The 21,518-nt window shown below is 71.4% G+C and carries 22 protein-coding genes; 11 read left to right on the top strand and 11 right to left on the bottom strand.

Annotation, left to right across the window (positions count from 1 at the left end):
• Nucleotides 1–142: 142 nt before the first annotated feature.
• The 3 genes from ACWGKQ_RS32820 to ACWGKQ_RS32830 all read right to left on the bottom strand — a co-directional run bounded on the left by ACWGKQ_RS32820 (nt 143) and on the right by ACWGKQ_RS32830 (nt 3,628).
• Nucleotides 143–1,600: a catalase gene (locus ACWGKQ_RS32820; protein ID WP_453295642.1), complete on the bottom strand. Its 1,458-nt coding sequence runs from the start codon at nt 1,598–1,600 to the stop codon at nt 143–145.
• A gap of 184 nt (nt 1,601–1,784) precedes the next feature.
• On the bottom strand, nt 1,785–2,678 hold the full coding sequence (locus ACWGKQ_RS32825; RefSeq protein WP_453295643.1) for a 2-hydroxy-3-oxopropionate reductase: 894 nt from the start codon (nt 2,676–2,678) through the stop codon (nt 1,785–1,787).
• A 110-nt stretch (nt 2,679–2,788) separates the two neighbouring features.
• Nucleotides 2,789–3,628, bottom strand: a complete 840-nt coding sequence (locus ACWGKQ_RS32830) for a TIM barrel protein (protein WP_453295644.1) — start codon at nt 3,626–3,628, stop codon at nt 2,789–2,791.
• A 133-nt stretch (nt 3,629–3,761) separates the two neighbouring features.
• On the opposite strand from ACWGKQ_RS32830, the gene polX reads away from it, so the two are divergent.
• The 8 genes from polX (at nt 3,762) to ACWGKQ_RS32870 (ending at nt 11,291) form a co-directional block, all read left to right on the top strand.
• Complete coding sequence (gene polX, locus ACWGKQ_RS32835) at nt 3,762–5,501, top strand: DNA polymerase/3'-5' exonuclease PolX (RefSeq protein WP_453295645.1); 1,740 nt, start codon at nt 3,762–3,764, stop codon at nt 5,499–5,501.
• Nucleotides 5,502–5,548: 47 nt separating this feature from the next.
• On the top strand, nt 5,549–5,803 hold the full coding sequence (locus ACWGKQ_RS32840; protein ID WP_453295646.1) for a hypothetical protein: 255 nt from the start codon (nt 5,549–5,551) through the stop codon (nt 5,801–5,803).
• Nucleotides 5,800–6,168, top strand: coding sequence for a helix-turn-helix domain-containing protein (locus ACWGKQ_RS32845; protein WP_453295647.1), 369 nt, complete (start codon nt 5,800–5,802; stop codon nt 6,166–6,168). The genes ACWGKQ_RS32840 and ACWGKQ_RS32845 overlap by 4 nt, the downstream gene beginning before the upstream one ends.
• A gap of 127 nt (nt 6,169–6,295) precedes the next feature.
• Entirely contained in the window at nt 6,296–6,808 is a 513-nt protein-coding gene (uraD, locus tag ACWGKQ_RS32850) for a 2-oxo-4-hydroxy-4-carboxy-5-ureidoimidazoline decarboxylase (RefSeq protein ID WP_453295648.1), read from the top strand.
• Nucleotides 6,809–6,812: 4 nt separating this feature from the next.
• On the top strand, nt 6,813–7,220 hold the full coding sequence (gene uraH, locus ACWGKQ_RS32855; RefSeq protein ID WP_453295649.1) for a hydroxyisourate hydrolase: 408 nt from the start codon (nt 6,813–6,815) through the stop codon (nt 7,218–7,220).
• A gap of 6 nt (nt 7,221–7,226) precedes the next feature.
• Nucleotides 7,227–8,159, top strand: a complete 933-nt coding sequence (gene pucL, locus ACWGKQ_RS32860; RefSeq protein ID WP_453295650.1) for a factor-independent urate hydroxylase — start codon at nt 7,227–7,229, stop codon at nt 8,157–8,159.
• A 113-nt stretch (nt 8,160–8,272) separates the two neighbouring features.
• Nucleotides 8,273–9,649: an 8-oxoguanine deaminase gene (locus ACWGKQ_RS32865; protein WP_453295651.1), complete on the top strand. Its 1,377-nt coding sequence runs from the start codon at nt 8,273–8,275 to the stop codon at nt 9,647–9,649.
• A gap of 310 nt (nt 9,650–9,959) precedes the next feature.
• Complete coding sequence (locus ACWGKQ_RS32870; protein WP_453295681.1) at nt 9,960–11,291, top strand: nucleobase:cation symporter-2 family protein; 1,332 nt, start codon at nt 9,960–9,962, stop codon at nt 11,289–11,291.
• Here the strand turns inward: ACWGKQ_RS32870 and ACWGKQ_RS32875 are convergent.
• Nucleotides 11,276–12,400, bottom strand: a complete 1,125-nt coding sequence (locus ACWGKQ_RS32875; protein ID WP_453295652.1) for an Lrp/AsnC family transcriptional regulator — start codon at nt 12,398–12,400, stop codon at nt 11,276–11,278. The two genes, ACWGKQ_RS32870 and ACWGKQ_RS32875, sit on opposite strands and share 16 nt — an antisense overlap.
• 122 nt (nt 12,401–12,522) lie before the next feature.
• Between ACWGKQ_RS32875 and ACWGKQ_RS32880 the strand changes: the two genes are divergently transcribed.
• Nucleotides 12,523–13,785, top strand: a complete 1,263-nt coding sequence (locus tag ACWGKQ_RS32880) for an amidohydrolase family protein (RefSeq protein WP_453295653.1) — start codon at nt 12,523–12,525, stop codon at nt 13,783–13,785.
• Nucleotides 13,785–15,356: an AbgT family transporter gene (locus ACWGKQ_RS32885; RefSeq protein ID WP_453295654.1), complete on the top strand. Its 1,572-nt coding sequence runs from the start codon at nt 13,785–13,787 to the stop codon at nt 15,354–15,356. Before ACWGKQ_RS32880 ends, ACWGKQ_RS32885 begins: the two co-directional genes overlap by 1 nt.
• Nucleotides 15,357–15,361: 5 nt before the next feature.
• Here ACWGKQ_RS32885 and ACWGKQ_RS32890 read toward each other — a convergent pair whose 3' ends face one another.
• Genes ACWGKQ_RS32890 through ACWGKQ_RS32905 form a run of 4 tightly spaced genes read right to left on the bottom strand, consistent with a single transcriptional unit; the run spans nt 15,362 to nt 18,544 of the window.
• Nucleotides 15,362–16,144, bottom strand: a complete 783-nt coding sequence (locus ACWGKQ_RS32890) for an alpha/beta fold hydrolase (protein ID WP_453295655.1) — start codon at nt 16,142–16,144, stop codon at nt 15,362–15,364.
• An 11-nt stretch (nt 16,145–16,155) separates the two neighbouring features.
• On the bottom strand, nt 16,156–17,196 hold the full coding sequence (locus ACWGKQ_RS32895; protein WP_453295656.1) for an LLM class flavin-dependent oxidoreductase: 1,041 nt from the start codon (nt 17,194–17,196) through the stop codon (nt 16,156–16,158).
• Nucleotides 17,196–17,516 carry a ferredoxin gene (gene fdxA / locus ACWGKQ_RS32900; protein WP_453295657.1) on the bottom strand — a complete coding sequence of 107 codons (321 nt, stop codon included), beginning with the start codon at nt 17,514–17,516 and terminating at the stop codon, nt 17,196–17,198. The genes ACWGKQ_RS32895 and fdxA overlap by 1 nt, the downstream gene beginning before the upstream one ends.
• An 11-nt stretch (nt 17,517–17,527) precedes the next feature.
• A complete protein-coding gene (locus ACWGKQ_RS32905; RefSeq protein ID WP_453295658.1) occupies nt 17,528–18,544 on the bottom strand; it encodes an NAD(P)/FAD-dependent oxidoreductase in 1,017 nt (338 codons plus the stop codon).
• Between the two features lie 223 nt (nt 18,545–18,767).
• On the opposite strand from ACWGKQ_RS32905, the gene ACWGKQ_RS32910 reads away from it, so the two are divergent.
• Nucleotides 18,768–19,745: an ABC transporter substrate-binding protein gene (locus ACWGKQ_RS32910; protein WP_453295659.1), complete on the top strand. Its 978-nt coding sequence runs from the start codon at nt 18,768–18,770 to the stop codon at nt 19,743–19,745.
• On the opposite strand, the gene ACWGKQ_RS32915 is transcribed toward ACWGKQ_RS32910, so the two are convergent.
• The 3 genes from ACWGKQ_RS32915 to ACWGKQ_RS32925 are packed head-to-tail and all read right to left on the bottom strand — an operon-like array spanning nt 19,714 to nt 21,472.
• A complete protein-coding gene (locus ACWGKQ_RS32915) occupies nt 19,714–20,139 on the bottom strand; it encodes an acyl dehydratase (RefSeq protein ID WP_453295660.1) in 426 nt (141 codons plus the stop codon). The genes ACWGKQ_RS32910 and ACWGKQ_RS32915 overlap by 32 nt on opposite strands.
• Nucleotides 20,136–20,642 (bottom strand): FAS1-like dehydratase domain-containing protein, encoded by a 507-nt coding sequence (locus ACWGKQ_RS32920; protein ID WP_453295661.1) that lies wholly within the window; start codon nt 20,640–20,642, stop codon nt 20,136–20,138. Before ACWGKQ_RS32920 ends, ACWGKQ_RS32915 begins: the two co-directional genes overlap by 4 nt.
• Entirely contained in the window at nt 20,639–21,472 is an 834-nt protein-coding gene (locus tag ACWGKQ_RS32925) for an IclR family transcriptional regulator (RefSeq protein WP_453295662.1), read from the bottom strand. Before ACWGKQ_RS32925 ends, ACWGKQ_RS32920 begins: the two co-directional genes overlap by 4 nt.
• Between the last annotated feature and the right edge of the window lie 46 nt (nt 21,473–21,518).

Below are 21,518 nucleotides of genomic sequence, written 5' to 3' on the forward strand. Positions count from 1 at the left end.
GTTCCTTCACCACCGCACTGGCTCGCACGCCGCCGCGGTCCTCGCCCCGCCCGCGCACCGGCACCGACCGGCCACCCCTCATCCGGGCCGGTCGGCCGCCGCGGGCCGTCTGTGGGGCTGTCTGTGGGGCTGTCTGTGGGGGTCAGTCCTCGCGCAGGGCGCGGACCGCCTCCGTCACCCGCCTGCCGTACTCCGGGTCGGCGGCGTGGAAGTGGGCCAGGTTCTTCTCGATCACGTCGTCGCGGGAGACCTGGGAGAGGCCGCCGGCGATGTTGGCCACCAGGCGCTGCCGCTCGTCCTCGGACATCAGGCGGTACAGCTCGCCCGCCTGGGAGAAGTCGTCGTCCTTGGTGTGCGGCGGGGCCTCGTGGGCGCCCGTGTGGCCGGTCACGGCGAGGGGCGCGGACAGGGGGCGGCCGGTCTCCACCGGGCCGTCGTAGGAGTTCGGCTCGTAGTTCCTGGCGTGCCGTCCCTGGGGGTTGCTGGCCATGAAGCCGTCCCGGCCGTAGTTCTGCGCGGTCGTCGCCTTCGGGGCGTTGACGGGGAGCAGGGTGTGGTTGACGCCCAGGCGGTAGCGGTGCGCGTCCGCGTAGGCGAACAGCCGGCCCTGGAGCATCTTGTCGGGGGAGGGACCGATGCCCGGCACGAAGTTGTTGGGGGAGAAGGCGGCCTGCTCGACCTCGGCGAAGACGTTGTCCGGGTTGCGGTCGAGGACCAGGCGGCCCACCCGCCGGAGCGGGTGGTCCCGGTGCGGCCAGACCTTGGTCAGGTCGAACGGGTTGAAGCGGTAGTCCGCCGCCTCGGCCGCGGGCATGATCTGGACATACAGGGTCCAGGACGGGTTGACGCCCCGCTCGATCGCCTGGAGCAGGTCCGTCTGGTGCGAGTTCGGGTCCTTGCCCGCCAGTTCGGCGGCCTGCTCGGCGGACAGGCTGCGCACCCCCTGGTTGGTCTTGAAGTGGTACTTGACGAAGAAGGCCTCGCCCTCGGCGTTCGTCCACTGGTAGGTGTGCGAGCCGTAGCCGTTCATATGGCGGTACGACGCCGGGATGCCGCGGTCGCCCATCAGCCAGGTCACCTGGTGCGTGGCCTCGGGGGTGTGCGCCCAGAAGTCCCAGACGTTGTCCGGTTCCTGACGGCCCGTGAAGGGGTCCCGCTTCTGCGAGTGGATGAAGTCGGGGAACTTCAGCGGGTCCTTGATGAAGAACACCGGGGTGTTGTTCCCGACGAGGTCGTAATTGCCCTCTTCCGTATAGAACTTGACGGCGAAGCCGCGCGGGTCGCGGACGGCGTCGGCGCCGCCGAGGGAGTCGGCGACCGTCGAGAACCGCAGGAAGACCTCGGTGCGCCTGCCGACCGTGCTCAGGAAGTCGGCGTGGGTGAAGCCGGTGACGTCGTCGGTGACCTCGAAGTAGCCGTAGGCGCCGCTGCCGCGGGCGTGCACCACGCGCTCCGGGATCCGCTCGCGGTTGAAGCGCGCGAGCTTCTCGAGGAGGTGCTGGTCCTGGAGAAGCAGCGGGCCGCCGACGCCGGCGGAGGCGGAGTTCTGGTTGTCGGCGACGGGGGCGCCGGACTCGGTGGTGAGCACGCGCTTCGACATCGTGGGCCTTCCGTGCGGGTGTCAGCGGAAATGAGTTTCCGCTTCGTGGAGCCTTCTTGGAGCCTAGGATCGGGTCGACCTGGGCGTCAACAGTTTGTTGAAGTGGGTTCCGGGCGATGCCGGCACCTGGGCGCGACAGGACAGATGTCGGCGACGGCACCGCCCGGAAGTCGAGGGGGCCGGTTCAGACCTGGGCGCCGGACAGGCGCTCCACCGAGCGCAGCAGTGCCGAGTGGTCCAGACCGCCGTCGCCCTGCGCGCGCAGGGAGGCGACCAGTTGCGCCACCACGGCTCCGACCGGCAGGGCGGCGCCGACGTTGCGGGCCGCGTCCGTCACGATGCCCATGTCCTTGTGGTGCAGGTCGATCCGGAAACCCGGCCTGAAGTCGCGGTTCAGGAAGTTCTCCTTCTTCCGCGTCAGCACGGTCGAGCCGGCCAGGCCGCCGTTCAGGACGTCCAGCGCGGCCGTCAGGTCCACGCCGGACTTCTCCAGGAAGACCACGGCCTCGGCGCACGCCTGGATGTTCACGGCCACGATCAGCTGGTTGGCGGCCTTCACGGTCTGGCCGGAGCCGTGCGGACCGCACAGCACGATGGTCCTGCCCAGCGCCTCGAAGATCGGCTTGGCGGCCTCGAAGTCGGCCTGCTCGCCGCCGACCATGATGGACAGCACGGCCTCGACGGCCCCTGCCTCGCCGCCGGACACGGGCGCGTCGAGTACGCGGATGCCCTTGTCCCGCGCCGCCTTCGCCAGGTCGACGGAGGTCTGCGGGGTGATGGACGACATGTCGATGAGAAGCGCGCCGGACCGCGCGTTCGCCAGGATGCCGTCCGGGCCGTAGGCGATGGCCTCGACCTGCGGAGATGCCGGCACCATCGTGACGACCACGTCGGCGTCCCGCACGGCCTCGGCGATCGAGCCGGCCGCGCTGCCGCCGGCGGCGGCCAGCCGGTCCAGCTTGTCCTGCTCCAGGGTGAAGCCGGTGACGTCGTAACCCGCCTTGACCAGGTTCTCGGACATGGGGGAGCCCATGATGCCGAGGCCTATCCAGGCGATCTTGGGGAGTGTGCTGCTCATGGAGGGTGCCTCTCTGGATGCGTCGATCACACAGCCCGTCCGGCGTTCGAGGACGAGGCCGAAGGCCGAAGCGGGGGGTCTGGGGGCGGCGGCCCCCAGGGACGGTCACGTCAACGGGCGGCGCGCTGTTCCCTCGGCAGCCAGCCGAAGGCGTCCGCGCTCGGGCGGTCGCCCGGCTTGTACTCCAGGCCCACCCAGCCGTCGTACCCGGCCTTTCTCAACCCGTCGAGGAGGTCCGCCAGCGGCAGCGACCCCGTGCCGGGGGCGCCGCGGCCCGGGTTGTCGGCGATCTGGACGTGGCCGGTCTTCGAGGCGTACCGCTCGATCACCGACGGCAGGTCCTCGCCGTTCATGGACAGGTGGTAGAGGTCCATGAGGAAGCGCGCGTTGCCGAGACCCGAGGCCTCGTTGACTTTGTCGACGACCTCGACCGCGGCCGGCGCCGACACCAGCGGATACCGCGGCGACTCCGGCTCGTTGAGCGCCTCGATCAGCAGGATCGCGCCGTTGCGGTCGGCCGCCTCCGCGGCGCGGACCAGGTTCTCCAGGGCCAGCGCGTCCTGCTCGGCCGGGTCCACGCCTTCCACCCGGTTCCCGTACAGGGCGTTGAGCGACCGGCAGCCCAGGGAGCGGGCGAAACCGGCCGCCACGTCGATGTTGGCGCGGAACCTCTCCGACTCCTCGCCCGGGACCGACAGGGCGCCCCGGTCGGGTCCGGGCAGTTGTCCGGCGTAGAAGTTCAGGCCGGTCAGCCGGACGCCCGCGGCCGTGACCGCCTGGCGCAGCGCGTCGAGTTCGGACCGCGCGGGGGTGGGGGAGTCGACCCAGGGCCACCACAGTTCGACCGCGGTGAAGCCGGCCGCGGCGGCGGCCGCGGGGCGCTCCAGAAGCGGGAGCTCCGTGAAGAGGATCGACAGGTTGACGGTGAAGCGCTGCTCTGCAAATCCCATGGGGGTGGGCGCTCCCTTCCACTGGCTCTATTTCCACATTATGGAAGTTGGTTTCTGCTTAATGGAAGATTGCCTGTCGGTGGGGAGAGCTGTCAAGAGCGCCCGCGCAAAACCCGCGCCCTACCCTGAAGGCATGGCTCGGTCCAACGACGAGGTCGCCGCGCTGCTCCAGGAGTACGCCGACCTGATCTCGATCACCGGTGGGGACGCGTTCAAGGCGCGGGTCTACGAGAAGGCCGCCCGGTCCCTCGGCGGCCACCACGCCGATGTCTCCACCCTCGGCCTCAAGGCGTTGCAGGAGATCCCGAACGTCGGGAAGTCCATCGCCCAGAAGGTCCGCGAGTACGTCGACAGCGGCAGCGTGGCCGCGGTCGAGGAACTGCGGGCGCGGATCCCGGACGGGGTCCGGCGGCTGACGGCCATCCCCACCCTCGGCCCGAAGAAGGCCATGGCGGTCTACGAGGAACTGGGCGTCTCGTCGGTGGCGGAACTCGCCGACGCCATCCGCGACGAACGGCTGCGCGACCTCAAGGGCTTCGGGCCGAAGACCGAGGAGAACATCCTCCACGGCATCGAACGGCTCCGGTCCTCCGGCGGCCGGGTGCAGATCGACGTGGCCATGGAACTGGCCGAGGACATCGTCGCCGCCCTGTCCGCGGTGCCCGGCTGCGAACGGTGCACGTACGCCGGTTCGCTGCGCCGGATGCGGGAGACCATCGGCGACATCGACATCCTCGCGGCGGCGGAGCAGTCGGCGCCGGTCATGAAGGCGTTCACCGGGCTGCCGTACGTCACCGAGGTCATCGGGCAGGGCGGGACCAAGACGTCCGTGCGCACCGGCAAGGGCCTCAACGTCGACCTGCGGGTCGTACCGCCGGACTCGTGGGGAGCCGCCCTGCAGTACTTCACCGGCTCGAAGGCCCACAACATCCGCACCCGGGAGATCGCGGTGCACCAGAAGCTCAAGCTCTCCGAGTACGGCCTCTTCGACGCCGAGAGCGGCGAGAAGATCGTCTCCCGGACCGAGGAGGAGGTGTATGCCCGGCTCGGCCTGCCGTGGATCCCGCCGACCCTGCGCGAGGACCGCGGGGAGATCGAGGCCGGGCTGCGCGGTGAACTGCCCGACCTGGTCACCGAGGCCGACCTGCGCGGCGACCTGCACACCCACACCGACCTCACCGACGGGCTCGCCCCGCTGGAGGAGATGGCGCAGGCGGCCGCCGCGCGCGGCTACGCCTACTACGCGATCACCGACCACGCGCCCGACCTGGCCATGCAGCGCATGACCGACGAACGGATGCTGGCCCAGCGGGAGCGGGTGCGCGAACTGGACGGCACCTACCCCACCAAGGGCCGGCGCGGCGGGCTGCGCCTGCTGCACGGCACCGAGCTGAACATCGGCCCGGAGGGCGAGGTGGACTGGCCGGACGACTTCCTCGCCGGGTTCGACCTGTGCGTGGCCTCGGTGCACTCGCACTTCAGGCAGAGCCGCGAGCAGCTGACCAGGCGGCTCGTCCGGGCCTGCGAAAACCCGTACGTCCATGTCATCGGGCACCCCACCACCCGGCTCATCGGCAAGCGGCCCGGCATCGACGCCGACCTGGACGCGGTCTTCGCCGCCTGCGCCCGCACCGGCACGGCCCTGGAGATCAACGCCCACCCGCACCGCCTCGACCTGCGCGACGAGGACATCCTGCGGGCCCGCCGGCACGGCGTGAAGTTCGCCGTGAACAGCGACGCCCACGCAGTCCCGCACCTCGCCAACATGCGGTACGGCATCGGAACCGCCCAGCGCGGCTGGCTCACCAAGGACGACGTGATCAACACCTGGCCGGAGCGGCGGCTGCGGAGCTTCCTGCGCAAGAGCGGGTAGGCCGGAAGGGCTGCCCGAAGAACAGCGCCGCGCGTTAGGTTGAGCCCGTGCGATTGAGAGTGGAGTTCACGACCGAGCCCTTCGACCTCGACGAGGCCCCCGCGCACGCGCTGGTCGCCCGTGAGGTCATCGAGGCGGCCGAGCTGGACGCGGTGGACGTCGGGCCGTTCGGGAACACGGCGGAGGGCGGCTCCGAGACCGTGCTCACCGCCGTCGACGCGCTGCTGCGCCGCGCCCTGGAGGCCGGGGCCACCCGGATCTCGCTCCAGGTCAACGTGGTGGGGGAGGGCGACGACAAGTGACCGGACACGGGGACGAGCCCTTCATCACCGCCGTGAAGCCGCTGGTCGACGCCATGGGCGGCGAGATGCTCCCGCCCGACGAGGCCGGCCCCGACGACGTCGTGCTCGCCTGGGAGGGCGCCGACGTGGTCGCCGTACGGCTGCCGCAGCTCGCGGACTCCCTCGACCACATCCTGGCCGCCATGGAGCGCAAGCAGGGCAAACCGCTGGCCGACCTGGACCGCAAGGCGAAGCAGGAGGTCGTGCGCATACTGGAGGCGCGGGGCGCCTTCTCCGTACGGCACGGCGTGGAGACCGTGGCGAGCGCGCTCGGGGTCAGCCGCTTCACCGTCTACAACTACCTCAACCGCGACAAGGACAGCTGACCCGGCGGGCGCGGCCCGTGGGTTGTTACGCGGAATTTTCAACAAAGTGTTGACGCTGGGTTCCGGAGGGCGTTAGCTGACGGCAGCCCGTTCAGCACGAAGGCCGCCTACGGCCACGGAGGCTCCCGTGACGTCGACTTCCACGCCCCCGGGCCTGGCCAGGTTCAACGACCTGGCGGAGCCCGCGGCGCTCGCCGCGCTCCACGAGGCGTGCGCCGCCACGGCATGGGCCCGGCGGCTGCTCGCCGCCCGCCCCTACGCCACCCCCGAGGCCCTCTACTCCGCCAGCGACGCCGCCATGGCGGAGCTGAGTGCGGCGGACCTGGCGGAGGCCATGGCCGGACACCCGCCGATCGGCCGCCCCAAGCCGGGTGACCCCACCTCGGCCCGGGAACAGTCCGGCATGGCCGGCGCCGGGGACGCCCTCAAGGCGGAGATGCTCGAACTCAACCTGGCCTACCAGGAGCGGTTCGGCCATGTCTTCCTGATCTGCGCCACCGGCCGCACCGGCGAGGAGATGCGGGACGCGGTCAGGGAGCGGATCGGCAACCCGCCCGAGCGGGAGCGCGAGATCGTCCGCACCGAGCTGGGCAAGATCAACCGCATCCGGCTCGCCCGACTCGTCGAAGAGGACGCCTGACACCATGAGCACCAGCACCACCGCCTCCGTGTCCACGCACATCCTGGACACCAGCGTCGGCCGGCCCGCCGGGGGCGTCGCCGTCCGGCTGTCCGCCCGCGGCGGCCGGTCAGCCGACTGGCAGACGCTCGGCGGGAGCGCGACCGACGCGGACGGCCGGTGCAAGGACCTTCCGGACCTGCCGGAGGGGACGACACACGTACGGCTCGACTTCGCAGTGGAGCCGTATTTCGAAGAGAAGACCGCGAAGAAGCAAGCCGATGCGCAGCAGGACGCCCCCGCGAATCGGGACAGCGGACCGGCGGTGTTCTTCCCGGAGGTGGCGATCACGTTCGCCGTCGTACCGGGCGAGCACTACCACGTACCGCTGCTGCTCAACCCGTTCGGCTACTCCGTTTACCGAGGGAGCTAGCTACATATGCCTACGATTCTTGGACAGAACCAGTACGGCAAGGCCGAGAACCGGGTCGTGAAGATCACGCGGGACGGTGCCACCCACCACATCAAGGACCTCAACGTGTCGGTGTCGCTCTCCGGCGACATGGACGAGGTGCACTACTCCGGCTCCAACGCCAACGTCCTGCCGACCGACACCACCAAGAACACGGTGTTCGCGTTCGCCAAGGAACACGGCATCGAGTCCGCCGAACAGTTCGGCATCCACCTGGCCCGGCACTTCGTGACCAGCCAGGAGCCGATCAGCACGGCCCGGATCCGGATCGAGGAGTACGCCTGGGAGCGCATCGAGGCCTCCGACGCCAACTCGAAGTTCATCGGCGCCGACGAGGTCAAGCACTCCTTCGTGCGCAAGGGCCAGGAGACCCGGCTCACCCAGATCACGTACGACGGTTCGCGGTGGGAGGTCATATCCGGCCTCAAGGACCTCGTCGTGATGAACTCGACCAACTCCGAGTTCTGGGGCTACGTCAAGGACAAGTACACGACCCTCCCCGAGGCGTACGACCGCATCCTGGCCACCCAGGTCTCCGCCCGCTGGCGGTTCAACTGGACCGACGACGAGCAGAAGATGCCGAGCTGGGAGAAGTCCTACGAGCAGACGAAGAAGCACATGCTCCAGGCCTTCGCCGAGACCTACTCCCTCTCGCTCCAGCAGACGCTCTACCAGATGGGTTCGCGGATCATCAACAACCGCGGCGAGATAGACGAGGTCCGCTTCTCGCTCCCGAACAAGCACCACTTCCTGGTGGACCTGGAGCCGTTCGGTCTCAAGAACGCCACCGAAGACGGTGCTGTGTACTACGCCGCCGACCGGCCCTACGGCCTGATCGAGGCGACCATCCTCCGGGACGGCTGCGAGGCGAGGATCCCGGTGGACCTCACCAACCTCTGACCTCCCCTTTTCGGCACCCTCGGCCGGGGAACCGCCTCTTCGGCCGAGGCACTCAAATCTCCGGGGTCCTGCCGTGCCCACACCACAAGTCCACTGAGCGAAAAGGACGAACCATGGCAGCAGGCCAGCGCATCGTCATCGAGAACTGTTCGATCGCGACCGTCGACGCCCAGGACACCGAGTACGCCGACGGGTACGTGGTCATCGCCGGCAACCGCATCGAGTCGCTCGGCGCGGGCCGGGCCCCCGAGGGCCTGGAGAACGTCGTACGCCGGATCGACGCCACCGGCCACCTGGTGACCCCCGGTCTGGTCAACACCCACCACCACTACTACCAGTGGATCACCCGGGGCCTGGCCACCGACCACAACCTCTTCAACTGGCTGGTCGCGCTGTACCCGACCTGGGCGCGCATCGACGAGCCCATGGTGTACGCGGCCGCGCAGGGCTCGCTCGCGATGATGGCCCGGGGCGGCGTGACCACCGCGATGGACCACCACTACGTCTTCCCCAAGGACTCCGGCGACCTGTCCGGCGCGATCATCCGCGCCGCCCGCGAGACGGGCGTCCGCTTCACCCTCGCCCGCGGCTCCATGGACCGCAGCGAGAAGGACGGCGGGCTGCCTCCGGACTTCGCCGTCGAGACCCTCGAAGGCGCCCTCGCCGCCACCGAGGCGACCGTCAAGGAGCACCACGACTCCTCCTTCGACGCGATGACCCAGGTCGCCGTCGCGCCCTGCTCGCCCTTCTCCGTCTCCACCGAACTCCTGCGCGAGGGCGCCGAGTTGGCCCGCCGCCTCGGGGTACGGCTGCACACCCACGGCTCGGAGACGGTCGAGGAGGAGAAGTTCTGCCACGAGCTGTTCGGCATGGGCCCGACCGACTACTTCGAGTCCACCGGCTGGCTCGGCGAGGACGTGTGGATGGCGCACTGCGTCCACATGAACGACTCCGACATCGCGGCCTTCGCCCGCACGAGGACCGGCGTCGCCCACTGCCCGTCCTCCAACGCCCGCCTCGCGGCCGGGATCGCGCGCGTCCCCGACATGCTCGCCGCCGGCGTCCCGGTCGGCCTCGGCGTCGACGGCACCGCGTCCAACGAGTCCGGCGAACTCCACACCGAACTGCGCAACGCCCTCCTGATCAACCGCCTCGGCGCGCACAGGGAGGCCGCGCTCAACGCCCGCCAGGCGCTGCGGCTCGGCACCTACGGCGGCGCCCAAGTACTGGGCCGGGCAAGCCAGATCGGCTCCCTCGAACCCGGCAAGCTCGCCGACCTGGTGCTCTGGCGGCTGGACACCCTCGCCCACGCCTCCATCGCCGACCCGGTGACCGCCCTGGTCTTCGGCGCGGCCGCCCCGGTCACCGCCTCCTTCGTGAACGGCCGTCAGATCGTTGAGGACAACCGCCTGCTGCACGTGGACGAGGACGCGATCGCACGCGCCACGCGGGCCGAGGCCCAGCGGCTGGCACAGCTCTCCGGGCGGTAACCCCACTCCGCCGTACGGCACTTGAGCTCCGGTCGGGAGGGACGGCTCCCGGCCGGTGGCCGTGGACCCGAACCATGTCCACGGCGGCTGTCTCCTGGGCGCGCACTGTCACGTGCGCGCCCAGGAACGGTCACACCGTCCTTCGGTCCCTCCCCCACTCTCGGCTTCGCTCGAGCGGGAGGTGCCCCCATGACCGCACGCACCACCTCCCTGAAACCCGTGTCAGAGCCGACGCGTCAACCGACCGGAGGAGCCGCCCGTGTCCGCGCATCCCGTGCATCCCGTCGACGAGAAACTCCCCGCCCTGAAGATGGCCACCACGGGCCTGCAGCACGTGGCCGCCATGTACGCCGGAGTGGTCGCCCCGCCCCTGATCGTCGGCGCGGCCATCGGCCTCACCGGCACCGAACTGACCTTCCTGACCGGCGCCTGCCTGTTCACCGCGGGCCTCGCCACCTTCCTCCAGACCCTCGGCGTCTGGAACATCGGAGCCCGGCTGCCCTTCGTCAACGGCGTCACCTTCGCCGGGGTCGCCCCGATGACCGCGATAGCCGCCGCCACCCACGACAAGTCCGACGCCCTGCCGGTCATCTTCGGCGCGGTGATCGTCGCCGGCCTCCTCGGCTTCCTCGCCGCCCCCTTCTTCAGCAGGGCGGTCCGCTTCTTCCCGCCCGTCGTCACCGGCACGGTCATCACCCTCATCGGCGTCTCCCTGCTCCCGGTGGCCTTCGGCTGGGCGCAGGGCCCCGACTCCACGGCGGACGACTACGGTTCGGCGAAGTACCTCGGGCTGGCCGCCGCGACGCTCCTCCTCGTCCTGCTCCTGCGCCGTTTCACCCGCGGCTTCGTCAAGCAGATCGCCGTGCTGATCGGCCTGCTGGCGGGCACCCTGGTCGCGATCCCGTTCGGTGTCACGGACTTCGGCCCGGTCGCGGACGCGGACGTCGTCGGCTTCCCGACGCCCTTCCACTTCGGTGCCCCGCAGTTCCACATCGCCGCGATCCTGTCGATGTGCGTGGTGATGGTGGTCTCGATGACCGAGTCGACCGCGGACATGCTGGCCCTGGGCGAGATCGTGGAACGGCCCGCCGACGAGCGGACGATCGCGGCGGGACTGCGCGCCGACACCCTCGGCTCGGCGCTCAGCCCGCTCTTCAACGGGTTCATGTGCAGCGCCTTCGCGCAGAACATCGGGCTGGTCGCGATGACCCGGATCCGCAGCCGGTTCGTGGTCGCGGCCGGCGGCGGCTTCCTGGTGCTGATGGGGCTGTGCCCGATGGCCGCCTCGCTGATCGCCGTCGTACCCCGCCCGGTGCTGGGCGGCGCAGGCGTGGTCCTGTTCGGGTCGGTGGCGGCCAGCGGCATCCAGACCCTGGTCAGGGCCGGTCTCGACAAGGACGAGAACATCCTGGTCGTCGCCGTCTCCCTCGCCGTCGGTATCGTCCCGATCACCGCGCCGGACTTCTACCACGCCTTCCCGGAGACCGCCCGGATCGTCCTCGACTCGGGCATCTCGACGGGCTGCGTGGCTGCCGTGCTGCTGAACCTGGTCTTCAACCACCTCGGCCGGCAGCGCACGGAAGGCGGGGGCAGGACGGAGCCCGCCGCCGTACCCCGCACGGAGCCTCAGTCGATCCCATAGCCGGACCGCGCGCGGTGCGCGCCGGGGACCTGGGGGTTCCGCAGCGGGACCACTCCCACACAGCGGCCGTCGTGGTCGAGCAGGCGGCCCATGTGCTTGACCGTGCGCAGCACCACCGAGCGGTCGGCGACGGTCAGCCGGGGCAGCTTGCGGGACAGGTGGGCCTCGAACGCGTGCACATCGCGCAGGTCGCGGAGCCAGACGTCGATCACCAGGTTGTACGGCCCCGCCGTGATCGCGCACGAGCGGACCTCGCGCACCCCGGCCAGCACCCTGCTGGTCTCCTCGACGTACCGGCCCGGCACCGAGGCGAAGTAGACGGCCGACAGCGGCCAGCCCGACAGCGGCCGGGCCAGGTCGCAGCGCAGGCAGAGCCGGGAGGCCAGCAGTGACTGCACCCGGCGGCGCAGGGTGCTGAGGCTGGTTCCGGTGGCCGCCGCCAGGTCGCGCAGCGACATCCGGCCGTCCACGCTGAGCAGTTCCAGGAGGCGGGTGTCCAGCTCCTCCCAGCGCGGCTCGGCCAGTGGCGCCGGGAGGCCGGACGGGGGAAGCGCCGCTTCGAGGCGGGCGGCCTGGGCCTCGTCCAGGCTGCGCAGCCGCCACCGGCTGCCCTCCGTGGAGACGCCGGTCGAGACATGCGTGCGGGTCGCCCGCACCCCCGGCGTCCGCTGGAAGAGGGAGGTGGTGACCCGGGCCAGCTCGTGCAGGCTGCGGGTCTGCACCGCGGCCACCAGGTCCCGGCCGCCCGCCGTGAGCTTGATGTTGGGCACGGCCGGGTCCTTCGCGATGGCCTGCGCCACGTCCTCGGCGGCGCCCGGCTCGGTGTCCACCTCGACGGTCCCGGTGACCACGATCCGCGGGTCGTACAGCCGGGGATAGGCGGTCACCCAGGCCAGACCCGCCTCCTGGAGCCGCTGCCAGCGCCGGGCCGCGGTGACCGGGTTGACCCCGAGCACCTCGCCGACGAGCGTCCACGGTGCCCGGGGATGGATCTGGAGGGCGTGGACGACGCACCGGTCCAGCTCGTCGAGTTCCGGTTCCGGGGTGGCACGATCCTGCACGCCCATGAGCGGCGTTTCTCTGCGCGCGGCGCGGAGATCCGGCGCCATGTCTGCATCGTCACACCAGGTTTTCTTCAGCATTCCACACTCCCTTCTCCTGTCCCCGACTGTTCACGACCGTCCCCGACTGTTCTCGACTGTCTCCGACAGAGGAGGAGTGACCGCACCCCATGACGGAAACCGACGCCCCCCAGACCGCTCTGCGGATCCACGGTGCCCGCCTCATCGACGGCACCGGCGCCGCCCCGGTGGATGACGCCGTGGTCACCATCGATGCCCAGGGCTCCATCGCCTACGCCGGTCCCGCCGCGACCGCCCCGCCCGCCGCCGGTGAGCGGAGCGTCGACGCCGGTGGCCGCACGGTACTGCCCGGTTTCTTCGACTGCCACGTCCACCTCGCCTACGCCCACGGCTCGCATCCCGGGCGGCGCGCCGAACTCGATCCGGTCCTGGTCACTCTGGACACCGTCACCCGGCTGCGCCAGACCCTCGACGCCGGCATCACCACCGCCCGCGACCTCGGCGGCCTGTCGACGGGCTTCCGGACCGCCGTGGAGACCGGCCGGGTCGTCGGCCCGCGCCTGCACACCGCCGTACGCATCATCAGCCACACCGGCGGGCACGCCGACGTCCGGCTGCCCGACGGGACCGATCTGAGCGCCGGGATGTCCGAGATCGCCGACGACACGGCGGCGGCCCGGCTCGCGGTGCGCCGGGTGCTGCGCGACGGCGCCGACCTGGTGAAGGTCTGCGCCACCGGCGGCATGGGCAGCCCGTACGACGACCCCGACGACGAGGGCCTCCTGGAGGAGGAGATCCGGGCCGTCGTGGACGAGGCCCGCCGGCACGGCGGCAAGCCGGTCGCCGCGCACGCGCAGGGCAACGCCGGCATCCTCAACGCGATCCGCGGCGGTGTCACCAGCATCGAGCACGGCTACGGCCTCGACGAGCGCGCCCTCGACCTGGCCGCGGAGCGCGGGGTGTTCGTCGTACCGACGCTGTCCACCGTGTACGCCGGCATCAACAAGGCGACGATGCCCGACTACCACTACCAGAAGAAGACCCGCTGGTCCGGAGTCACCAAGGAGAACATCGCGCGGGCCATCGAGTATGGTGCCCGGATCGCCCTCGGCACGGACGCCGCCGTGGGCCCGCACGGGGTGAACCTGATGGAGCTCTCCTACCTGGTGGACCTCGGCATGGACCCCATGGCCGCCATCGTCGCCGGCACCCGCACCGCCGCCGAACTGCTCGGCGTCGCCGACCGGCTCGGCACCCTCGCCGCGGGCCGCACCGCCGACCTGATCATCTGCGACGGCGACCCGCTCCAGGACATCGGCGTCCTGGGCGACCCCGCGAACATCGTCTGCGTCGTCCAGGACGGCGTCGTACGCAAGGACCTCCTGCCGGCAGCGCCAGAAGGGCGGCTCTGATGTCCTCACTCACCGGCCTTCCCGCCCCGAGCGAGTCCCCGGACCAGCGGCGGCCCAGCGGCGTCGACCGGGTGCTCGCGCTGATCGAACGCGCAGGCAACGCGCTCCCCAACCCAATCCTGCTGTTCACCGCGCTCTTCCTGCTGCTGGCCGTGGTCTCCACCGCGCTCGCGCTCGGCGGGGTGCACGTCACCGTCCCCGGCACCACCGACACCAAGCCCATCACCGGGCTGTTCACCGGCGAGGGCGTGCGCTGGCTGACCGAGAACCTGGTCACCAACTTCGCGACCTTCCCGCCCGTCGCCGCCGTACTGCTCATGATCATGGCGGTCGGCGTGGCCGAGAAGGCCGGGCTCCTCGAGACCGTCATGCGGGCCACCCTGGCCCGCGCGCCCCGGGCACTGCTGCCGTACCTGGTCGCGCTGGTCGCCTGCCAGGCGCACATGATCAGTGACGTGGCCGCGATCGTGCTGCCGCCGCTGGCCGCCGTGGTCTTCAAGAGCGCGGGCCGCCACCCGGTGGCCGGTCTCATCGGCGGCTTCGCGTGCGTCGGCGCCGGCTACGCGGCCGGGTTCACCATCGGCTCGCTGGACGCCCTGTACATCGGCATCACGCAGCAGGCGGCCTCGGTGCTGCCCGCCGCCAAGGGCCTCGACCTCAACCTCCTCGTCAACTACTTCTTCACCGCCTCCAGCAGTCTGGTCCTCGGCGCCCTGGGCGGCTTCCTCATCAGCCGCGTCCTGGAGCCCCGCCTGGGCCCCTACGAGCCCGCCGCCGACGAGCCGGAGGAGGAGCAGGACCTCACCCTCACGCCGGCGCAGCGCCGGGGCCTGCTCCACACCGCACTCGTCGTGCTGGCGTACGTGGCCGCGGTGCTCTCGCTGTGGCTGCCCGAGGGCGGTCCGCTGCGCGGCGACGGCGGGGCGCTGGTGCCCTCCCCGCTGCTGACCGGCATCGTCCCGGTGCTGTTCGGGGCGTTCCTGCTGGCGGGCCTTACCTACGGCTTCACGGTCAAGGCGCTCAGCGGCTCGGAGGGCGTGGTCACCGCGATGACCGAGTCCGTGCAGAACATGGCCGGCTACCTCGTCCTGATGTTCGTGGCCTCCCAGGTCATCGCCCTGTTCAACTGGTCCAACGTGGGCATCCTGCTGGCGGTGAAGGCGGCGGCCGGTCTGGACGCGATCGGACTGACCGGGTTCTGGGCGCTGGTCGCGTTCGTGCTCCTCGCCGCCTGCCTGAACCTGTTCATCGTCTCCGGGTCGGCGCTGTGGTCGCTGGTGGGGCCGGTGTTCGTGCCGGCGTTCATGCTGCTCGGCATGAGCCCGGCCCTCAGCCAGGCGGCGTTCCGCATCGGCGACTCGGCCACCGGCATCATCACGCCGATGAACCCGTACGTCTTCCTCCTCCTCGCGATGCTCCGCCGCTACGAACCCGACGCCCGGCTCGGCACCCTGATCTCCCGGCTGGCCGTCTTCACCGTGCCGTTCCTGGTGGTGTGGCTGGCGATCCTGGGCGTCTTCTACGGCTTCGACCTGCCGCTCGGCCCGGGTGCGCACATCGGCCTCAGGTGACCGCGTTACCCGGCCGCCGCCCATTCCCGTACCACCTCGGCGAACTCCCCGGGCAACTGCTCGGGGACGGGCACGTGCCCACCGGACAGCACCCGCGTCTCGCAGCCGAGGGCCGCGGCGAACTTCTCCAGGGCGGGCAGCGAGTAGTGGTCCCCGGGGGCGCAGACGGCGAGCGTACGGGCGGTGATCCGCGGCAGCCGCCGGTCCATCCCGTAGGCGCGGACGGCGACGTGACCGTCCTCGACGCTGTCCAGGACGGCCAGCGCGTCGATCATGAACCGGGTGAGCGCGGCCTCCTGGCCCACCTCGTAGAAGCCGCGCCGCCGGTTCCACAGGTCGAGGAGGTGGGAGCCGTCGGGCACCGGGTCCACATGGTCGACGGGCTTGCGCTCGGCGGCCGTCCGGCGCTTCTCGTCGTCGATGAACGGGGTGGCGGACAGCAGGAGGCTGGCCACCCGGTCCTGGAGACGGGCGGCCAGCTCCACCGCGATCACCCCGCCGGTGTGGTGGCCGACGAGATGGAAGCGGTCCAGGCCGAGGGCGTCGGCCAGCTCCTCGGCCGCGTCGGCGAACCGCTCTATGGAGTGCGGCCCCTCGGGCCTGGCGGAGGCGCCGAAGCCGAGGGTGTCCATGGCGATCGCGCGGTGTCCGGACCCGACGAGCGGCAGCACGTCCAGGTACTCGGTCCAGGAGCGCGGGGTCTGATGCAGCATCAGGACAGGCTCGCCGGTACCGCACTCGGCGTAGTGCAACTGGCCGAACCTGCTGGGCACATAGCCTTTGTGCACGGTCTTCTCCCTCAGTTGAGTTGGGGCAGCACAGCGCTGCCCACGGCCTCGATCAGCTCGGTGGGCGGGTCGTAGGAGCCGACGTGCTGGAGGAACACCCCGGTGACCCCGCTCGCGGGCAGGGCCCGCAGCCGGCCCGCGATGTCGTCGGCGGTGCCGAACAGGCAGAACTCCTCGGCGAACCGGAGCGCGTTCTCGTCGCTGATCCAGGCCGAGCAGATGCGGACGGCCGCCTCCCAGTCCTCCGCGTGGACGAGGTCCGGGTAGACGCCCCCGACCTTTTCCGGCACGTGGACGTCGATGCCCGCGAGCGCGAGGAACGGTGCCCCGCCGTTCTGGGCGATCGAGGCGCAGATCGGCTTGAGCTGCCGGGCCTCGGCCTCCACGTCGTCGGTGACGGCACAGAACGCGGAGACGGTGAGCGGCAGCCGGGCCGGACGTCCGGCGGCGCCCTCCCGGACCCGGGCGGTCGCCTGGGCGAGGGTCCGCGGGGAGACCCCGCTCAGCAGGATCACCCCGTCGGCGATCTCGCCGGCCAGCCGCAGGTTCTTCGGCCCGCTCGCGGCCAGGTGAAGGGGGATACCCGGATTTCCCGGACTCCCCGGACTTCCCGGAGACTCCGGGCCCGGGTCGCGCAGGCGTGAGCGGACCCCGCCCGGGAACTCCCACTCCGCACCACCGAGCAGGGCGCGCAGCATCCCGACGCCCTCGCGCATCGCCGCCGAGGTGCTCTGCCGCAGCCCGACCGGGCCGACCGAGCTGTTGCCGACACCGAGGCCCAGGGTGAAGCGGCCGGGCGCGAGTTCGGCGACACTGCGGGCGGCGGAGGCCACCACGGCCGGGTGCCGGGTCGCCAGGTTGGTGACGGCGGTGCCGAGGCCGATGCGGTCGGTGCCGAGGGCGGCGGCGGTGAGCGTGGTGAACACGTCCCGCCACAGCAGCTGGGAGTCCGGGAACCAGACGTCGTCGAAGCCGAGTTCCTCCGCCCGCCGTACGGTCTCCAGTACGCGGTCGGCCCGGTCGCAGGGCGGGACACGGACGCCGACGCGCATCAACGGGCCTCCACCAGCGGGGTGTCCACGCCCACCGGGCCGAGGCCGTTCGCCCCGCCCGGCGACCCGAGCGGCGCCGCCCTGCCCGGCAGGGTCTCCTCGAAGAACCGCTTGTTGTCGGCGCGGAACTCGGGGTCGGCGAGCCGGTCCACGGTGATCGCCTGCTCGGGACAGGCCGTCTCGCAGGCACCGCAGTCGATGCACTCCGTCGGGTTGATGTAGAGCTTGCGCTCGCCCTCGTAGATGCAGTCGACGGGGCACTCCTCGACACAGGAGCGGTCCATGATGTCGACGCAGGCCGATCCGATGACGTAGGCCATGTCGGTTCTCCTCAGGAATCTGTCGAGTGGCCGGGGAACAGCGCGGCCTCGGGGTCGATGACGGTGGCCGCGTTGTTCACGGCGGTGGCGACCTCGCCGAAGCCCACGGCGATCAGGCGCACCTTGCCCGGGTAGTCGGTGATGTCGCCGGCGGCGAAGACCCGGGGCAGGTTGGTGGCCATGCGGGTGTCGACGGCGATCCGGCGGGCGTTCAGGGCGAGCCCCCAGTGCTGGAGCGGGCCGAGGTCGGCGATGAAGCCGAGGGCCGCGACCACGCCCTGGGCCGGGACCTCCCTGGTCGCCTTGGTGGTGCGGTGCCGCAGCTCGACCCGCTCCACGTGCGCGGTGCCGTGCAGGGCGCTGACCTCGGTGTCGGTGATGATCTCGATACCGAGTCCGCGGACCTTCTCCACGCTCGCGTGGTGGGCGCGGAAGCGGGCGGTGCGGTGCACCAGCCGCACGGACCGGGCGATCGGGGCGAGGACGGCGGCCCAGTCGAAGGCGCTGTCACCGCCGCCGACCACCACCACGTCCCGGCCGGTGTGCTCGGCGGGGTCCGGCACGAAGTACACCTGGCCGCGCCCCAGGAAGTCCTCGCCGGCCGGCAGCGGCCGGGGCGTGAAGGTGCCCACCCCGCCGGTCACGACCACCGCCCCGGCCCGGACCACGGCCCCCCGGTCGCTGCGCACGACCGGGTACAGGTCGGGCCCGTGCGTCAGCTCCACGGCCCGGTGGCCGAGGAGGTAGCGCGGCCCGTACGGCTCCGCCTGCGCGACCAGGTTCGCCACCAGGTCCCGGCCGCGCACCGCCGGGAACCCGGCGATGTCGTGGATGGGCTTCTCCGGGTACATCGCGCTGATCTGCCCGCCCAGCTGCGGAAGCACGTCCATGACGGTGACGCGCAGCCCGCGGAAGCCGGCGTAGTAGGCGCCGTAGAGACCGGCCGGGCCGGCGCCGACGATCAGGATGTCCGTCTCGATCGTGCCGGGGGTGTCCGTGCTCGTCGGCACGTCGGTGGGAACGCTCATGGCCCGGGAGCGTAGGAGCGGGACCGGATACCGCCCTACGGGTTCGTTCCGGTGAGCAGGACGCGCCGCCCGCGCCTGCCCGCCCGTGCCGCTTCGTTCCGGTGAGCGGGACACGGGGCCCGCCCCGGCCGTTCCGGCCAGCAGGACGCTTCGCTTACGCGTCCCGGCCCGGCGCTGGGACCGTCGTCCCTCCATCCACGCAGCACGACGCCGGGAGGGCGACATGCACACGGACGCGATCGGCAGGAGAGGTGTCGCGGGTGCGGCACTGGCCCTGTTCCTCACCACGGCCTGCACGGCGGGGTCGACGGACTCGGCGGGGACGTCGGCGGCGGGGCTGCCGACGGTGCGGGTCGCCCTCGGCATCGACGCCTCGTACGCCCCCTTCTATCTCGCCGAGGAGCGCGGGCTGTTCAAGAAGGCGGGCGTGAACGTCGAGCTGGTGAAGACGGAGGGCGGGCCCGCCGCCTCCCAGGCGGTGACGGCGGGCACCGCGCAGATCGCGGCCAACGCCGACTCGACCGCCCTGCCGCTCATGGTCACCGACCCCGGACTGCGCGCCCTCGGCGTCTTCCAGTCCTCCGACCGCTACCTCAAGGTCGTCCTGCGCAAGGGGATCACCTCGCCCAGGCAGATCAGAACCATGGCGTCGATCGGCGGCCTCGGCCTGTACGCCACCCACCAGTACCTGCTGCACAACGGCATCGCCCCGAACTCCGTGAAGATCCTCCAGAGTTCGGCCCCGGAGATCCCCGGCATGCTGGAACGCGGCTCCATCGACGGATACATCCTGTACGAGCCCTGGGCGGCCAGGGGCGCCGCGTCCGGCGGGCACATCACCGCACGCATCGGCGACTTCGGGGTGCGCTACGTGCAGTGGCTGCTGGCCGACCAGTCGTGGCTCAAGGACAACCAGGACACCGCCGGCAAGGTCTTCAAGGCCGTCGCCCAGGCGGACAAGCTGGTCACCTCCGACCCCGAGGCGGCCGCCGAGGCCTCGAACAAGCAGGTGAAACTCCCTGTCGCGGACACGGAGAAGGTGCTGCCGGAGATCACCTTCGCCGCCCGCTCCCTCGACGGCGCTGACATCACCTCGTCACAGAAGATCGTCGACTTCCTCCTCGACCAGAAGCTGATCAAGAAGTCCCCCGACCTGGACACCACCCTGCTCAAGGCCTGGTACGCGCAGCACGCCAAGTGAGTTCCACGTGCCCGGTGACGCAGGGGACGCCGTCGCCCTTCACCACGGCGACGTCGAGCGTCACGCGCGTTCCCGCGTCACAGGGCTCGGCCGCACGGACCGTCCCGGTCCAGGTGAGCGGCTCGCCCACCACGGCCGTGGCACGGTTGCGCCAGCCCACGGACTCCAGCGCGGCCTCCGGCCCGGCCCACTCCAGCGCATAGCGGCTGAGGGTCTCGCCGTGCAGGGTGGACTGTACGACGACTCCGGGGAACCCCTCGGACGCGGCGTACCCGGCGTCGTAGTGGATGCGATGCGAGTTCCACGACACCGCGCTGAACCGGAACACCTGTACGGCGCTGTGCGTGTAGGAGCGCGGCGGGCACACCTGCCCGGCCGCGGGGGCGGCGCTCACGGACCCTCCAGTACGACGATCGTCTCGTCCATCGCCATCAGTTCGGCACCGTCCGGTGCGGTGAAACGGGTGGTGACGCCCAGCAGGACGAAGTCGCCGGCGCGCCCCTGCCGCCGGTCCGCCGACGTCACCGCCCGGGCGGCGGTCACCCGGGTGCCGGCCACCGGGGCCCGCCGCAGCGTCACCGTCTGGCCCCCGTGCACCTGGCGGACCGGCAGGCCCTGGGTGCACGGCGACTCCCGGGCGGCCAGTCCGTCCGGACGCAACTCGTCCTCGGCCGGGCCGTCCTGCCAGCTCATCGTCCCGGCGAGGAACAGCGCCGGTGCGGCGACCGGCTCCCCGGCGGCCTCCTGGGCCCGGGCCCGGCGGAGGTAGCCGACGTCGTTCAGGGCCGCCGCGTACCGGCAGAAGTCCTTCACGGCGAGCACCCCGCAGTCCTCGCTCTCCCACTCCCCGACCAGCCCCCGCGCCCGCGCCAGGACCTCGTCCAGTACCGCGCTCACCGCAGCGACCTGGCGATGCCCAGGGCGGCGGTACGCAGCGCCACGGCGTGGCCGGGGCCGTCCATCCGGTAGGTGGGCGCGGTGATGGACAGCGCCCCCACCAGCGTGGACTGCGGGCTGAAGACGGGCACCGCCATGCTCGCGTAGCCCAGCCGGATCTCCTCCGCCTCGGACGCCACACCGTCGGCCCGGATCCGCTCCAGCTGGGCCCGCAGCCGGCCCGGCGAGGTCACCGTGTGCCGGGTCAGCGGCTTCATCCCGTTCCTGACCACCTCGGCGAACAGGGAGGCGGGCGAGAACGCCAGGATCGCCTTCCCGGTGGCCGTGCAGTACAGCGGCAGCCGCCCCGCGACCCGGGACTCCTCGCTCAGGCCGCGGTGCGGGAAGATCTTCTCCAGGTACACGACGTCCAGGCTGTCGTGGATGGCGAAGTGGATGGTCTCCTGGGTGGCCAGCAGCAGGTCCTCCATGTACGGCTGGGCCACCTCGCGCAGGATCCGCTGCCGGTGCACCCGCTGCCCGATCTCGAAGAGCCTGAGCCCCAGCCGGTAGTCGCAGCCCGAGCGCTCCAGCAGCCCCCAGACGACCAGCTCCTGCGCGAGCCGGTGCACGGTCGCCTTGGCCACCCCGGTCCGGCGCACCAGCTCCGCCAGGGACAGCGCGTCGTCGTCGGCGTTGAACGCCTCCAGGATGGGCCTGACCTTGCCGAGGACCGAGTTCATGGGATCGGGACCGGGAGCCTCGGCCCGCGGGATCAGGGAACCGCGCGGAACGGCCGGTGCGGGTTCGGCTTGAGTGGTGTCGGCGCGGCCGACCGTGGTGACGGTCATGGGCGGAACCTCCCGGTCAGTCCGTGGTCATGCAGGAAACGGAATC

This window comes from Streptomyces sp. NPDC054770 (genome assembly GCF_053611985.1).

Bases quoted from the DNA above. Each gene is read 5' to 3' on its own strand.
- ACWGKQ_RS32820 (WP_453295642.1), bottom strand. From the start codon at position 1,600: ATGTCGAAGCGCGTGCTCACCACCGAGTCCGGCGCCCCCGTCGCCGAC.
- ACWGKQ_RS32825 (WP_453295643.1), bottom strand. From the start codon at position 2,678: ATGAGCAGCACACTCCCCAAGATCGCCTGGATAGGCCTCGGCATCATG.
- ACWGKQ_RS32830 (WP_453295644.1), bottom strand. From the start codon at position 3,628: ATGGGATTTGCAGAGCAGCGCTTCACCGTCAACCTGTCGATCCTCTTC.
- polX (WP_453295645.1), top strand. From the start codon at position 3,762: ATGGCTCGGTCCAACGACGAGGTCGCCGCGCTGCTCCAGGAGTACGCC.
- uraH (WP_453295649.1), top strand. From the start codon at position 6,813: ATGAGCACCAGCACCACCGCCTCCGTGTCCACGCACATCCTGGACACC.
- pucL (WP_453295650.1), top strand. From the start codon at position 7,227: ATGCCTACGATTCTTGGACAGAACCAGTACGGCAAGGCCGAGAACCGG.
- ACWGKQ_RS32865 (WP_453295651.1), top strand. From the start codon at position 8,273: ATGGCAGCAGGCCAGCGCATCGTCATCGAGAACTGTTCGATCGCGACC.
- ACWGKQ_RS32870 (WP_453295681.1), top strand. From the start codon at position 9,960: ATGGCCACCACGGGCCTGCAGCACGTGGCCGCCATGTACGCCGGAGTG.
- ACWGKQ_RS32875 (WP_453295652.1), bottom strand. From the start codon at position 12,400: ATGGCGCCGGATCTCCGCGCCGCGCGCAGAGAAACGCCGCTCATGGGC.
- ACWGKQ_RS32880 (WP_453295653.1), top strand. From the start codon at position 12,523: ATGACGGAAACCGACGCCCCCCAGACCGCTCTGCGGATCCACGGTGCC.
- ACWGKQ_RS32885 (WP_453295654.1), top strand. From the start codon at position 13,785: ATGTCCTCACTCACCGGCCTTCCCGCCCCGAGCGAGTCCCCGGACCAG.
- ACWGKQ_RS32895 (WP_453295656.1), bottom strand. From the start codon at position 17,196: ATGCGCGTCGGCGTCCGTGTCCCGCCCTGCGACCGGGCCGACCGCGTA.
- fdxA (WP_453295657.1), bottom strand. From the start codon at position 17,516: ATGGCCTACGTCATCGGATCGGCCTGCGTCGACATCATGGACCGCTCC.
- ACWGKQ_RS32905 (WP_453295658.1), bottom strand. From the start codon at position 18,544: ATGAGCGTTCCCACCGACGTGCCGACGAGCACGGACACCCCCGGCACG.
- ACWGKQ_RS32910 (WP_453295659.1), top strand. From the start codon at position 18,768: ATGCACACGGACGCGATCGGCAGGAGAGGTGTCGCGGGTGCGGCACTG.
- ACWGKQ_RS32925 (WP_453295662.1), bottom strand. From the start codon at position 21,472: ATGACCGTCACCACGGTCGGCCGCGCCGACACCACTCAAGCCGAACCC.